At 59.7% G+C, this 12,694-nt stretch carries 10 protein-coding genes; 5 read left to right on the top strand and 5 right to left on the bottom strand.

Annotated features, from left to right (window positions below; genetic code table 11):
- Positions 1 to 63: 63 nt before the first annotated feature.
- The gene (locus PSEBG33_RS12600; RefSeq protein ID WP_005788553.1) at positions 64 to 2,058 is read right to left on the bottom strand and encodes an alpha-1,4-glucan--maltose-1-phosphate maltosyltransferase; all 1,995 of its coding nucleotides are present in this window, start codon (positions 2,056 to 2,058) and stop codon (positions 64 to 66) included.
- A 204-nt stretch (positions 2,059 to 2,262) separates the two neighbouring features.
- On the opposite strand from PSEBG33_RS12600, the gene PSEBG33_RS29570 reads away from it, so the two are divergent.
- Together PSEBG33_RS29570 and PSEBG33_RS29370 are read left to right on the top strand one after the other, a co-directional pair.
- Positions 2,263 to 2,421 (top strand): hypothetical protein, encoded by a 159-nt coding sequence (locus PSEBG33_RS29570; RefSeq protein WP_164699486.1) that lies wholly within the window; start codon positions 2,263 to 2,265, stop codon positions 2,419 to 2,421.
- Positions 2,422 to 2,609: 188 nt separating this feature from the next.
- Positions 2,610 to 3,617, top strand: coding sequence for a M10 family metallopeptidase C-terminal domain-containing protein (locus tag PSEBG33_RS29370; RefSeq protein ID WP_005788555.1), 1,008 nt, complete (start codon positions 2,610 to 2,612; stop codon positions 3,615 to 3,617).
- 10 nt (positions 3,618 to 3,627) lie between these two features.
- Here the strand turns inward: PSEBG33_RS29370 and PSEBG33_RS12595 are convergent, their stop codons facing one another.
- Positions 3,628 to 4,119: an MgtC/SapB family protein gene (locus tag PSEBG33_RS12595; RefSeq protein WP_005788557.1), complete on the bottom strand. Its 492-nt coding sequence runs from the start codon at positions 4,117 to 4,119 to the stop codon at positions 3,628 to 3,630.
- 118 nt (positions 4,120 to 4,237) lie between these two features.
- On the opposite strand from PSEBG33_RS12595, the gene PSEBG33_RS12590 reads away from it, so the two are divergent.
- The 3 genes from PSEBG33_RS12590 (at position 4,238) to mapR (ending at position 8,048) form a co-directional block, all read left to right on the top strand.
- The gene (locus PSEBG33_RS12590; RefSeq protein WP_005788559.1) at positions 4,238 to 4,477 is read left to right on the top strand and encodes a DUF3203 family protein; all 240 of its coding nucleotides are present in this window, start codon (positions 4,238 to 4,240) and stop codon (positions 4,475 to 4,477) included.
- Positions 4,478 to 4,661: 184 nt separating this feature from the next.
- The gene (gene ccoG / locus PSEBG33_RS12585) at positions 4,662 to 6,071 is read left to right on the top strand and encodes a cytochrome c oxidase accessory protein CcoG (RefSeq protein ID WP_005788560.1); all 1,410 of its coding nucleotides are present in this window, start codon (positions 4,662 to 4,664) and stop codon (positions 6,069 to 6,071) included.
- Positions 6,072 to 6,638: 567 nt separating this feature from the next.
- On the top strand, positions 6,639 to 8,048 hold the full coding sequence (gene mapR, locus PSEBG33_RS12580; RefSeq protein ID WP_005788562.1) for a GntR family transcriptional regulator MpaR: 1,410 nt from the start codon (positions 6,639 to 6,641) through the stop codon (positions 8,046 to 8,048).
- Here the strand turns inward: mapR and PSEBG33_RS12575 are convergent.
- From PSEBG33_RS12575 to PSEBG33_RS12565, 3 genes are all read right to left on the bottom strand, one after another.
- Positions 8,045 to 8,791 carry an SDR family oxidoreductase gene (locus PSEBG33_RS12575; protein ID WP_005788564.1) on the bottom strand — a complete coding sequence of 249 codons (747 nt, stop codon included), beginning with the start codon at positions 8,789 to 8,791 and terminating at the stop codon, positions 8,045 to 8,047. The genes mapR and PSEBG33_RS12575 overlap by 4 nt on opposite strands.
- A 54-nt stretch (positions 8,792 to 8,845) precedes the next feature.
- Positions 8,846 to 10,942 carry a putative bifunctional diguanylate cyclase/phosphodiesterase gene (locus PSEBG33_RS12570; protein WP_005788566.1) on the bottom strand — a complete coding sequence of 699 codons (2,097 nt, stop codon included), beginning with the start codon at positions 10,940 to 10,942 and terminating at the stop codon, positions 8,846 to 8,848.
- Between the two features lie 298 nt (positions 10,943 to 11,240).
- On the bottom strand, positions 11,241 to 12,668 hold the full coding sequence (locus PSEBG33_RS12565; RefSeq protein ID WP_228309817.1) for an efflux transporter outer membrane subunit: 1,428 nt from the start codon (positions 12,666 to 12,668) through the stop codon (positions 11,241 to 11,243).
- Positions 12,669 to 12,694: the final 26 nt, after the last annotated feature.

Raw genomic sequence — 12,694 nt, forward strand, 5'->3', positions numbered from 1 at the left:
TACCTGAAATGGTGGCCGACAAATCGCTATCGCAGGCAAGCCAGCTCCCACAGGGGATCTCCATCAGCCTGGGGAATGGGTGATGCGCCAGATTCCAAAGGGCATCTGCGGTTCAAGCCGTGTCCATTGGGTCTTGCCGTACCAGGTCCAACGGTGGCCGTTCATCAAGTCTTCACCCTGGGTCTGGGCGTCATCCGGCAGGCCCAGCTCCCACAGCGGTAGTTCAAAATGGGCTTCCTGAGCGTTAAAGGGGTCGAGGTTGACCGCCACCAGGATGAAGTTGGTGCCATCTTCGCTGCGCTTGCCGAAATACAGGATGTTGTCGTTCCAGGCGTTGTAGAGCTTGAGGCCCAGGTGTGTGTGCAGGGCCGGGTTCTGCCGACGGATACGGTTGAGTTGGGCGATCTCGGCAATGATGTTGCCGGGGGCAGTGAAGTCCCGCGGGCGGATTTCGTACTTCTCCGAATCCAGGTATTCCTCCTTGCCCGGCACTGGCGCGGCTTCGCACAGTTCAAAGCCTGAATACATGCCCCACAGGCCCGAGCCCATGGTCGCCAGCGCGGCACGGATCAAGAAGCCAGGGCGTCCGGACTGGTGCAAAAAGCCTGGGTTGATATCCGGAGTATTGACGAAGAAGTTCGGTCGGTAGCATTCGCGCCACGGCGACTGGTTCAATTGGGTCAGATACTCGCTCAACTCGGCCTTGGTATTGCGCCAGGTGAAGTAGGTGTAGCTCTGGGAATAGCCGACCTTGCCCAGGCGCGCCATCATCGCTGGAGTGGTAAAGGCTTCGGCGAGGAAGATCACCTCAGGGTATTTGGACCTGACATCACTGATCAGCCATTGCCAGAATGGCAGCGGCTTGGTGTGGGGGTTATCGACGCGAAAGGTCTTCACGCCCTCTTCCACCCAACCCACCACAATATCGCGTAGCTCTGTCCATAAGCCCGGAATCGCATCCGCCGCATAGAAATCGACGTTAACGATGTCCTGATACTTTTTCGGCGGGTTCTCTGCGTATTTAATCGTGCCATCGGGGCGCCAGTTGAACCAGCCAGGGTGCTGTTCAAGCCACGGATGGTCCTGGGAGCATTGGATGGCAAAGTCCAGCGCAATTTCCAGGCCGTGGTCGGCAGCGGCTTTGACCAGGCGACGGAAATCCTCACGACTGCCCAGTTGCGGGTGAATCGCCTCGTGCCCGCCCTCCTCGCTGCCGATGGCATAGGGGCTGCCCGGATCATCGGGGCCGGCGGTGAGTGAGTTGTTCTTGCCCTTTCGGTGGCTGCGGCCGATGGGATGGATCGGCGGGAAGTACAGCACGTCAAAGCCCATGTCGTGGATCATCGACAAGCGCGAGTGCACGTCGTTGAATGTACCGTGGCGGGCCGGATCGTCAGTGATCGAGCGGGGAAACAGCTCATACCAACTGGCGAACTGCGCCGCCTCACGCTCTACGTCAATCGGGTAGGCCGGGCTGATGCTCAGATAAGCGCGATGATCGGCCTGGGTCATCAAGTGTGCACTGTCTTCGTGCAGGAACAACGCCACCTGCTCGGTTTCCAGCAGGCCCGACAATTCGTGGTGCAACAACATCAAGCGGTCGCGCAATTCGTTGTCACTGCGCTCGGCGGCCTGCAACACCAGGCTACGGCCCTCCTGCAATTCAAGGCTGACCGGCACCCCGGCCTCGTGTTTCTTGCGCAGTTCATAGCAGAAGCTGGCGAAGGTATCGATCCATGCCTCGATGCAGTATTCATGCGGGCCGAGGTGGGCGACGGTGAACGCGCCCTCCCAGCCATTGTTACCGACATCAGTCATGACCACGCTGTGCCAGCTTTCATCCTCCAGCGCGCGCCAGCGGATCAGCACCGCCAGTTTGTCGTGGCCATCGGCGAATACTTTACTGGTGACATTGACGCGCTGGCCGACCACGGCCTTGACGGCAAATTCCCCCTTGTCGATCACCGGCATGGTGCTTTCGATAGCGATCCTGGGTAACAACAGCGCTTGCGACAACGGCAGTGCGCAGCCCTCTGGAGCCAGTATTTCAGCAGTCATCGAGCATCTTCCCCTTACGCCCCGTGGACGCTCTTTGCTTGATCCGAATTCAAGTACGGCGACGCTCTCCCTGAGCAGGGCCGTTTAAAGTCCGAGCCTGGGCGCGCGGCAAAAGTTCAGGTGGATATGTGGCCGCCGGGCGGGGAATCAATTCCCCAAGGCAATGGTCCACCCATAGAGCCAAGCACAAAGGAGGCCACACTGATGAATATCCCAATACCCCCTGAGCCCGAAGATCCGAATATCGATGCCCCGCCCTTGCCGCCTTCGGAGCCGACGCCGGCGCCAAAGCAGGAACCCCCTGAAGATGAGCCACCCGCAGCGCAAGAACCGCCCACGACCACGCCGCCGGTTATCGTCTGAGTCACAATGATGGAGGTTCGCTCGGGAGGGGCCAGGCTGTTCTTCAGCTCGAGCGAGCCGCAAAAAAACGAACTCTCCTACAGACACTGGGAACAAGCCTGAATGCTCGCGTGACTGCGGGTTTATATATTTACCTCGCACTCAACCCATCTTCCGATGGGAAGTTCTGATCCTATCGCGAGGACACCATGTCGACTATCAACCTTCAGCACCTTTCCGGCACGCAGCCATCGCCACCTGGAGACTCCAGCGGCGCCCACGCTCAGGGCCGGCCAACACAGCAGCAGGTGGATGCGTTGCTCAACGCTGGCCCGAACTGGTCCGTTACGCCCAAGGCACCGGACCGTGCACAGCAATCGCCTGACACGCGTTCCAATCAGACCTCTCCTGAGCAACACGCAGACGCGACGAAACGCGTGAGCGATACTCATACACTATTGACCCCGGAAACAATCAACGCGCTACAGGGCAATCCGGACTCTGCCCAATCTCGTGCAATCAAGTCCGAACTCGAATGGATTTTTCAGCCAGAAAACAGGCGCGCAGCGTTACGTGGGCCCGACGCCAAAGCGAACCGCAAAAAATTTGAAGAGATGAGCGTCGTGCTCAATGCCGGTGCCAGGAACCTGAACTCAGCCAAGCATAAAACAACAGAAGAGGTAATGAATAAATTCGCCTTTAAAAATATCGAGGCCCTGCTCGGGGCATTTGACGGCGACGCCTCGAGCTCTTTTGGCCGTCTCGATAACTCACTCGCTGAGTTAGCCAAAATCAAACAACATTATTCCAGGATGGACTCGACCTATAAAACCTTAAGCAATACCTGCGATTCGCTGGCCAAGGAAAAACTCGACGCGTCGCAAGCCGATGCCACGCCACCGCCAGCGGCCTCCGACACTGGCCACGACAGCCCTGCAACGTACAGCTTCCGCTCTGTCAGCGAATCCACACTCGAGTCTCCTCAAGAGATCCGGAATTTCAAATCCCAAGACAAATTGAACCTGACCGGCATTCAGAAACAGTTGAACGCCTCGCTGCGATGGGTTGAACGCACCCCGGAGTCGAACGGGGAGATACAGATTCAATATTCGCCCAATAACAAAGTCAGCGTGGTAGTCATTGCTGACGCTCCAGGCAAGCCATCCTTTGTACTGAAGGTGTTTGGTGAGGTGCGCCAAAGCAACATCATGACCTGATGGCTGGGTATCACTTTTCCACTAACTTGACGATTCTCGGCATGATGCTGAACACCGCCAGCGCCAGCAACGTACTGAGTACCGCCGTCGATTCACGCCCCATGCCCGCCGCCACCCCGATGGCGGCGGTCATCCACAACCCGGCAGCCGTGGTCAGGCCCTTCACATGCTGGCCTTCTTCATCTTCCTTGCCCTTGAGGATAGTGCCGGCGCCAAGGAAGCCGATGCCCGCAATCACCCCCTGAACCACCCGGCTCATGGCGTCTGCCTGGTTGCCGGACATCTGCGGCACCAGCACGAACAGCGCCGCGCCAAGCGCCACCAGCATATGGGTGCGCACGCCCGCCGCCTTGCCCTTGTGTTCACGCTCAAAACCCAGGATGCCACCCAGGATCGCAGCGATCAGCAGGCGCACAGTCACTTGAGTGAGTTGCCGGGCATCGGCGATGTCGGCGAACTCGGCTTGCAGGGTTTGCCACACTTGTTGCCACCAGACGTCCATGGATGCGCTCCTTTTATTATGAGTAAAGAATAGACCGCACAGACCGCCAGTCAGTTGCCCGGAACCCGTGCGCATGGCATTCGCCTAACGCTGCACAGTTCACAAAACGGAGATCGTCATGACCGTACGCATCGAAAATCATCTGTGCTACTTCACGCTCGACGAAAACGGCCAGGAACAAAGCCTGCCCGCCACCCGAGTGACCATCCTTACCGATCACGACAAAGCCATGTCTTATCTGGAATTGGCGGGTTCTCGCATCTACATCACCGAAGCCGAGGCGGACGCCCTGACGGTTGAAGGCGCCACCGATGGCCGTCAGCATGTGAAGGCCGACGAACCGGGTTCGGTGATTTAATTGATCTGCGTCAGCCCCTGCGATCGATCGCTGCACCTTATTGACGCTGGGGTGCAGCACATTGACGCAGACGGATACATCCAGCCCATCTGATCCGCTTTATATCGCCCTAGCTGAGTCTGTTATGCAAACAGCCCGTCGCCCATAGTGCATTGGCCTGATGGAGGCTGATGAGCGAACGACCATGAGCGAACGAATCCCAACCGTGGAAACCTTTGAGCCCATACACCCAAAGAAGGTGAAGGCCAAATCCAGCGATAACCTGATCCATACCCGCAGCTTTACCGGCCTGTTCCGCACCTTGCGTGTCAGCGGAGCGGCTTTGCTGTTCCTGGCCTTTTTCGGCACCGTTTGGCTGAACTGGGGTGGGCGCCAGGCCGTGCTGTGGGACCTGGCGCACAGCAAGTTCCACATTTTCGGCGCCACCTTCTGGCCGCAGGACTTTATCCTGCTCTCGGCGCTGCTGATCATCTGTGCCTTCGGCCTGTTTGCGATCACGGTGTTTGCCGGCCGCGTCTGGTGCGGCTATACCTGCCCGCAAAGCTCGTTCACGTGGCTGTTCATGTGGTGTGAAAAGATCACCGAGGGCGAGCGCAACCAGCGTATCAAGCTGCAGGCGGCCCCGTGGAGCCTGAACAAACTCGCGCGACGCTCAGCCAAACATACGCTGTGGCTGGGCATCAGCGTGCTGACCGGGCTGACCTTTGTCGGCTACTTCACGCCCATCCGTCCTCTCGCCGTCGAACTGCTGACCTGGCAAATCGGCGGGGTGAGCCTGTTCTGGGTGCTGTTTTTCACCGGCGCTACCTACATCAATGCCGGCTGGTTACGCGAAGCGGTGTGCATGCATATGTGCCCGTATGCGCGATTCCAAAGCGTGATGTTTGATAAAGACACCCTGACCATTTCCTACAATACCGCCCGCGGCGAACGCCGTGGCCCGCGCAAACGCGAAGTGCAGCCAGCCGATGCAGGGCTCGGTGATTGCATTGATTGCCAGCTGTGCGTGCAGGTGTGCCCTACCGGCATCGATATCCGCGACGGCCTGCAAATGGAATGTATCGGCTGCGCGGCCTGCATTGATGCCTGCGACTCGATCATGGACAAAATGGGCTATGCCCGTGGTTTGGTGAGCTACACCAGTGAACACCAACTGCAGGGTGGCAAGACTCATCTGCTCAGGCCGCGCCTGATCGGCTACAGTGCCGTACTGCTGGTAATGATTGCCGCGTTGGTGGTGGCCTTGATTGAACGGCCGATGGTGTCGCTGGATGTCACCAAGGACCGCGGCATGTTTCGCGAAAACAGCCAGGGTTTGATCGAGAACATCTACAGCCTCAAGGTCATCAACAAGACCCAGCAACGCCAGGACTATCGGGTGGAGCTGGTGGATGCCGATGGGTTCCAGTTGCAGGGCAAGACCCGGCTCAGCCTCGCGCCCGGAGAAATCGTCGATATACCGGTGTCAGTGGCACTGCTGGCCGATAAGCCGGCGAGCAGCTCGCAGAGCCTGCGCTTCAAGGTGACAGATGTGGATGAGCCCTGGATCTACAGCGCGGCGGACAGTCGCTTCGTCGCACCGTTGAACCGCTGACAATCCGCCAATGTGGGAGGGGGCTTGCTCCAGGTAGCCGTAAGCCAGTTAAACCTGTATTGACTGACACACCCTGATCGGGGCATGGGTATTTACATAACTTTGCAGCTGCCGCACACCCCGTAACTACGATGCGAAGCGAGCCGCTCTTGATCTTGATCTGCTTTTGATCTTAAGCGCCCCGTCAAACCACGCTGTCGGATTACGGGTACACCGAGCCTGAGCGAGGTGCCGAGTGGTGGGGCAAGAGCGTTTTGCTTACTTTGCCGCTTTTGCAAAGCGAGCCGCCGTCAGGGCGGAACCCTAAGTGGCCGTTACCGCAGCAATGGATATGTACTCGGTATAACTGGGTCGGCTGCCTGGCCGCCTTCGCGAGCAAGCCCGCTCCCACATTTGGATCTCGGAGCATCAGATAGATATGCGCTGGCTGACTGGTCGTCACGGGAGCAAGCTCCCTCGCCACAGGTACAGCGCCGAACCAAAAATGTGTAGATACCTATGCTAATCGTGGGCAAGCTCCCACACACACTTACCCGGCGTACAGACTGAAAACTGTTTAAGGCTGCCATGAAACGCTACGAAAAATTCGCCGATGACATCGCAGAACTGATCCGCTCCGGCGTCCTTGGCCCAGGTCAGCGCGTACCGTCGGTGCGCTATGCCAGCCAGACCTACGGCGTCAGCCCGTCTACCGTGTTCCAAGCGTACTACTTGCTGGAACGCCGTGGCCTGATTCGCGCGCGGCCGCGTTCGGGCTACTTCGTCAACACCCATGCACCGAGCCCGTTTTCCGAGCCAGTGGTGAGCGAGCAGGTGCATGAGTCCACCCATGTGGACGTCAGTGAATTGGTGTTTTCGGTACTCGATTCCATCAAAGACCCTAATACAGTGCCCTTCGGCTCGGCCTTCCCCAGCCCGATGCTGTTCCCGTTGCCGCGCCTGGCCCGCTCCCTGGCCAGCGCCAGCCGCGAAATGGACCCGCGCCTGGTGGTCACCGACATGTCGCCGGGCAACCCGCAACTGCGCCGGCAGATTGCCCTGCGCTACATGGTCGGCGGCCTGATGCTGCCCATGGAGGAGCTGCTGATCACCAACGGTGCCCTGGAAGCGCTGAACCTGTGCCTGCAAGCCGTGACTGAACCGGGCGACCTGGTTGCCATCGAGGCACCGGCGTTCTACGCCTGCCTGCAAGTGCTGGAGCGCCTGAAACTCAAGGCCGTGGAAATCCCGGTGCACCCGCGCGATGGCATTGACCTGAACGCCTTGGCACAAAGTCTTGAGCGCTACCCAATCAAGGCCTGCTGGACCATGACCAGCTTCCAGAACCCCATGGGCGCCACCCTGCCCGAAGCCAAAAAACAGGCGCTGGTAGAGCTGTTGCGCAGCCATCAGGTGCCGTTGATCGAAGATGATGTCTATGCCGAGTTGTACTACGGGCAACACGCGCCAAAACCGGCCAAGGCGTTTGATACCGAAGGGCTGGTGATGCACTGCGGTTCCTTTGCCAAGAGCCTGGCACCGGGCTACCGCGTCGGCTGGGTCGCGGCCGGGCGCTTTGCGCAGAAGGTCGAGCGCCTGAAACTGATGACCTCGCTGTGCCCGTCGATGCCGGCCCAGGCGGCGATCGCCGACTACCTGCAACACGGCGGTTATGACCGGCATCTGCGCAAATTGCGCTATGCCCTGGAAGAACAGCAAAGCGCCATGCTGGCGGCCATCGCCCGCTACTTCCCGGCCCAGACACGGGTCAGCCAGCCGGCGGGCGGTTATTTTCTGTGGTTGGAATTGCCGGAGCAAACCGACTCGCTGAAATTGTTCCAGATGGCCCTGGCCCAGGGCATCAGCATCGCACCGGGGCCGATTTTTTCAGCGACCCAGCGCTTCAGAAACTGCATACGCTTGAACTATGGCAGCCCATGGAACGAGGCCTCGGAAAAAGCCATGGAGACATTGGGACGGATTGTGCGGTCTTTTTAACGACCGCCGCCCAAGTCGAGGAATGTGCCGGTGGCGTATGAAGCCTTGTCCGACAGCAACCAGATTATCGCCTCAGCCACTTCATCCGGACGCCCGCCACGCGCCATGGGGATACCGGACTCCAACTTGCTGACGCGGTCCGGGTCGCCGCTCAGGGCGTGGAAATCGGTAAAGATATAACCAGGGCGTACCGCGTTGACTCGAATGCCTTCACCCGCGACCTCTTTGGACAGACCGAGGGTGAAGGTATCCAGCGCGCCCTTGGACGCTGCGTAGTCCACATACTCACCTGGCGACCCCAGCCGCGCCGCCACCGACGACACGTTGACGATACTGCCACCCTGCCCGCCATGCCGAGGCGACATACGCAGCACCGCGTGCTTGGCGCACAGGATCGGGCCCAGCACGTTGGTCTTCATGATCTTCAGGATACGAAACTCGGACATCTCGTCGACCCGCGACTTTTGCCCCACAGTACCGGCGTTATTGACCAGCGCCGTGACACGCCCCAATTCGGCATCCACGCGATTGAACAGCGCTATCACTTCATCTTCGATGCTGACATCAGCGCGCACCGCAATGGCCTGGGCGCCGAGGCCGCGCACTTGTTCAAGCACAGCCTGGGCAGCCTTCTCGTCCGACTGATAGTTAATGCAGATGCGATAACCTTCGCGAGCGGCCAGCAAGGCCGTCTCGGCGCCAATCCCACGGCTGCCTCCGGTGATGATGACAACTTTGTCCATGGCTACGGTCTCCTGATTCAACCTGATGGTTAGGGTTGGATCCAAGAATACCCGTCACTGATGGCTTTTGTCAGGCGCTGGCGCATCTTCGCCGGCGAGGATGTTTGCCATGAAACTGTCGGCCGGCAATGGATGCCCCAACAAATAGCCTTGCAAGGAATCACACCCCAGGCGGGTAAGGAAATTTTGCTGCGCATCGGTTTCCACGCCTTCGGCAACGATCCGCAAGTCCAGGGCCTGGCCGAGGGCGACGATGGCCGAGACGATGGCGGCGTCGTCGCTGTCGTGCTCCAGGTCGCGTACAAAGCCGCGGTCGATCTTCAACTCGTTGGCCGGCAGGCGCTTGAGGTACATCAGGCTGGAGTAACCGGTGCCAAAGTCATCGATGGACAGGTCCACGCCCATGTCCGAGAGCTGCTGCAATACCGTCATGCTCGCATCGGCATCGCTCATGGCAGTGGTCTCGGTGATCTCCAGCGTGAGGCTGTTGGCGGGTAATTGGTGGCGCTCCAGAGCAGCCGCAACACTGTTGACCAACCCGGCATGACAGAACTGCAGCGCCGAAAGATTCACGGCGATGCGCCAGCGCTGATAACCCTGTGCGTACCACAGGCTCATCTGGCGGCAGGCTTCGTCGAGTACCCATTCACCGATGGCAATGATCAGCCCGGTTTTCTCCGCCAGCGCGATAAAAGCTGCCGGCAGCAGCAAGCCTTGTTGCGGATGCTCCCAGCGCAACAACGCCTCGGCCCCCACGGCAATACCGCTCACCGCATCGAACTTGGGCTGGTAATACAAGCGAAACTCGCCGTGTTCGAGGGCATTGCGCAGGTCCTGCAACAATTGCAGTTGCTTGCGCGCATTGGTGTTCATTGACGCATCGAAGAAGCTGTAGCCGTTCTTGCCCATGCCCTTGGCGTGATACATCGCCGCGTCGGCGTTCATCAACAGCTCCTGGGGGTTATTACCGTTGCCCGGGAACATGGCGATACCGATACTCGCGGAGATTTTCAGCTCATGCTCGGCCACCGTGAAAGCGCGATTGATCAGACCGACCTGACGCTCGGCCAGGCCCATGGCATCGTCCGGCTGGGTCAATTGCACCAGCAACACGAACTCGTCACCGCCAATACGGGCCAGGGTGTCCTGGCTGCGCAAGTCCTCGCGCAGACGTAGGCCAACCTCGCGCAGCAGTTGATCGCCCATGTGATGACCGAAGGCATCGTTGACCGGCTTGAAGCCGTCCAGGTCGATAAACATCAGCGCAAAGCAACCGCCCTGCTCGTACACCGCCTGAATGCCTTGTTGAATGCGATCCGCCAGCAGTGTGCGATTGGGCAAGCCGGTGAGCATGTCGTGCAGTGCCAGGTGGGTCAGTTCCTGGTTGGCCAGGGTCAAGGAATCGGCGAGTACAGCGGTGCGCGCCTCCAGGCGGGCATCCAGCAAGGAGGTCAACAACGCTATGACCAACACCGCCAGGGAGGTCACCAAGACCAGGTTATCCAGGCCCTTGCCGCTCAAGCCCGTTAGCGCGGCACCGCAGAAACTGTCATCGGCAAACTGCGCCGCGGCCATCCCGGTGTAGTGCATGCCGACAATGGCCACGCCCATCACCACCGCCGCCGCACCCCGCGCCAGGCGCACGTAAGGCGTATTGCGACGCAGGTTGAAGGCGATCCACAGTGCGGCGCCGGAGGCCATTACCGCGATCAACAACGAAGCGCCGAACAAGGTCGGGTCGTAGTCGATACCCGGGGTCATGCGCATCGCTGCCATGCCGGTGTAGTGCATGCTGGCGATACCGGCACCCATCACCAGCGCACCGAACGCCAGTTGCCAGGCCGGCAGACGTGGCTGGCTGACCAGCCATAAGGCGAAGCCACTGGATAACACGGCGATCAGCAACGACAACGCGGTGATGCCCAGGTCAAACCCAATGGCAAACGGCAGGCGCAGCGCCAACATGCCGATAAAGTGCATGGACCAGATACCCACCCCCATGGCCGCTGCGCCGCCGGTAATCCATAGATAAACGGCACGCCCCTTCGTCGTAGCGATACGCCCGGCCAGGTCCAACGCGGTGTAGGACGCCAGCATTGCAACGCACAGGGAAATAACGACCAGGGAGGTTGAATAGCTACCGATCAACATGGGACTTCTCGCAGGCTACAGGGCGTAAAAGCCCGTGCCGAGTGGCAAAGCGGGCGATTGTAGCGAGAATGATTCTGGGGCAGGTGATTAATTAAGCAGATAGCCATTAGTCATTTTTTGGCGTCAATCTGCTGGCTTAATGCGGGTATTTTTCAATACCTGTGGGAGGGGGCCTCTCCACTGTAGGAGCGAGCTTGCTTGCGAAGATCGTCAACGATGACGTGCGAAACCGGGGAAACGCGGTGTCGGTGTGTTCTTCGCGAGCAAGCTCGCTCCTACAGGATGCGCAGGTATTCGCTCACTCCTTCTCGGCAAGAGACGTCTGGCCATCCCAGCCACCGCCCAACGCCGCAATCAACTGCACACTCGCCACCAGCCGCGACTGCAACAAGGTCAACACTGTGCGCTCGTTGCTCAGGGCCGTCGCCTGCACAGTCACCACATCCAGGTAAGCGATCAAACCCGCCTTGTACTGGTTCTCGGTCAAGCGCAACGACTCACGCGCCGATTCCAGCGCTTCATTGCTGACCACAGCCTCGTCCGCCAGCACCTTGAGTTGCACCATGTAGTTTTCCACTTCACGGAACCCATCCAGTACGGTCTGGCGGTACTTGGCCACGGTCTCGTCATAGCTGGCCACGGTGCGATCGACTTCCGCCGAGCGCTGGCCGCCATCGAACAGGGTCATGGCCAGTTTCGGCCCCACCGACCAGAAGCGGTTCGGCAGGCTGATCCAGTCCTCATAGGTGCTGCTGGAATAGCCGCCCTGCAAGCTCAGGCTGAGATCCGGGTAATAGGCCGCCTTGGCCACGCCGATGTTGGCGTTGGCGGCGATCACCGAGCGTTCGGCCGAGGCAATATCGGGGCGACGTTCCAGCAACTGGGACGGCAGGCTCACCGGTATTTGCGGCAGCGCTGGAATGTCTTTGCTCACCGCCAGGTTGAAGTTGGCCGGGGCTTCGCCAATCAGCACGGCAATGGCGTTTTCCAGTTGGGCGCGCTGCCAGATCAGGTCGATCAGGCTGGCCTGGGTGGTCTTGAGCTGGGTTTGCGCCTGGGCGATGGCATCCTTGCCGGCCACCCCGGCGCGGTATTGGTTTTCGGTCATTTTCAACGAGCGCTGGTAAGTGTCCAGCGTGGCTTGCAGCAGGCGCGTCTGTTCGTCCATGACCCGCAGTTGCAGGTAGCTTTGCACCAGTTCTGACTGTTGGCTCAGGCGCATCGCGGCCAGATCTGCCGAGCTGGCCTCGGCGCTGGCTTCATTGGCCTCTAGTCCACGGCGCAACTTGCCCCAGATATCGGCTTCCCAGCTCACGCCCAACTGCGCATTGAGGGTGTCGCGGATACCACTGCTGGAACTGCTGAGGCTGGCGCTGCTGCTGCCGGTACCCTGGCTGGCGCGGGTTTTACCCACGCTCAGATCGACGCTGGGGTAAAACGCCCCGCGGGAACTGCGCACCAGCGCCTTGGCCTGGCGAAAGCGCGCTTCGGCCTGGGCAACGGTCTGGTTGGACGTGTTGAGGCGCTCTACCAGCTCATTGAGTTGGCGGTCGCCATACAGCTCCCACCAGGCGCCACGGGCCAGGGAATCGCTGGGGTTGGCCTGGCGCCAGCCCTGGGCTTCTTTGAACTGCACCGGTTCGATGACCTCCGGGCGCTTGTAGTCAGGGCCAATGGCGCAGGCGCTGAGCAACACCCCACACATCATCACGGCCAATAACTTCATTGTGTTGTTGTGGCGAGAGAGCTTGC

Origin of the sequence: Pseudomonas synxantha BG33R (assembly GCF_000263715.2) — a bacterium.
Lineage (GTDB): Bacteria > Pseudomonadota > Gammaproteobacteria > Pseudomonadales > Pseudomonadaceae > Aquipseudomonas > Aquipseudomonas synxantha_A.

Coding starts and splice junctions, on each gene's coding strand:
- PSEBG33_RS29570 (WP_164699486.1), top strand. CDS start 2,263: ATGAATATCCCAATACCCCCTGAGCCCGAAGATCCGAATATCGATGCC.
- PSEBG33_RS12600 (WP_005788553.1), bottom strand. CDS start 2,058: ATGACTGCTGAAATACTGGCTCCAGAGGGCTGCGCACTGCCGTTGTCG.
- PSEBG33_RS12595 (WP_005788557.1), bottom strand. CDS start 4,119: ATGGACGTCTGGTGGCAACAAGTGTGGCAAACCCTGCAAGCCGAGTTC.
- mapR (WP_005788562.1), top strand. CDS start 6,639: ATGAAACGCTACGAAAAATTCGCCGATGACATCGCAGAACTGATCCGC.
- PSEBG33_RS29370 (WP_005788555.1), top strand. CDS start 2,610: ATGTCGACTATCAACCTTCAGCACCTTTCCGGCACGCAGCCATCGCCA.
- PSEBG33_RS12590 (WP_005788559.1), top strand. CDS start 4,238: ATGACCGTACGCATCGAAAATCATCTGTGCTACTTCACGCTCGACGAA.
- PSEBG33_RS12570 (WP_005788566.1), bottom strand. CDS start 10,942: ATGTTGATCGGTAGCTATTCAACCTCCCTGGTCGTTATTTCCCTGTGC.
- PSEBG33_RS12575 (WP_005788564.1), bottom strand. CDS start 8,791: ATGGACAAAGTTGTCATCATCACCGGAGGCAGCCGTGGGATTGGCGCC.
- ccoG (WP_005788560.1), top strand. CDS start 4,662: ATGAGCGAACGAATCCCAACCGTGGAAACCTTTGAGCCCATACACCCA.
- PSEBG33_RS12565 (WP_228309817.1), bottom strand. CDS start 12,668: ATGAAGTTATTGGCCGTGATGATGTGTGGGGTGTTGCTCAGCGCCTGC.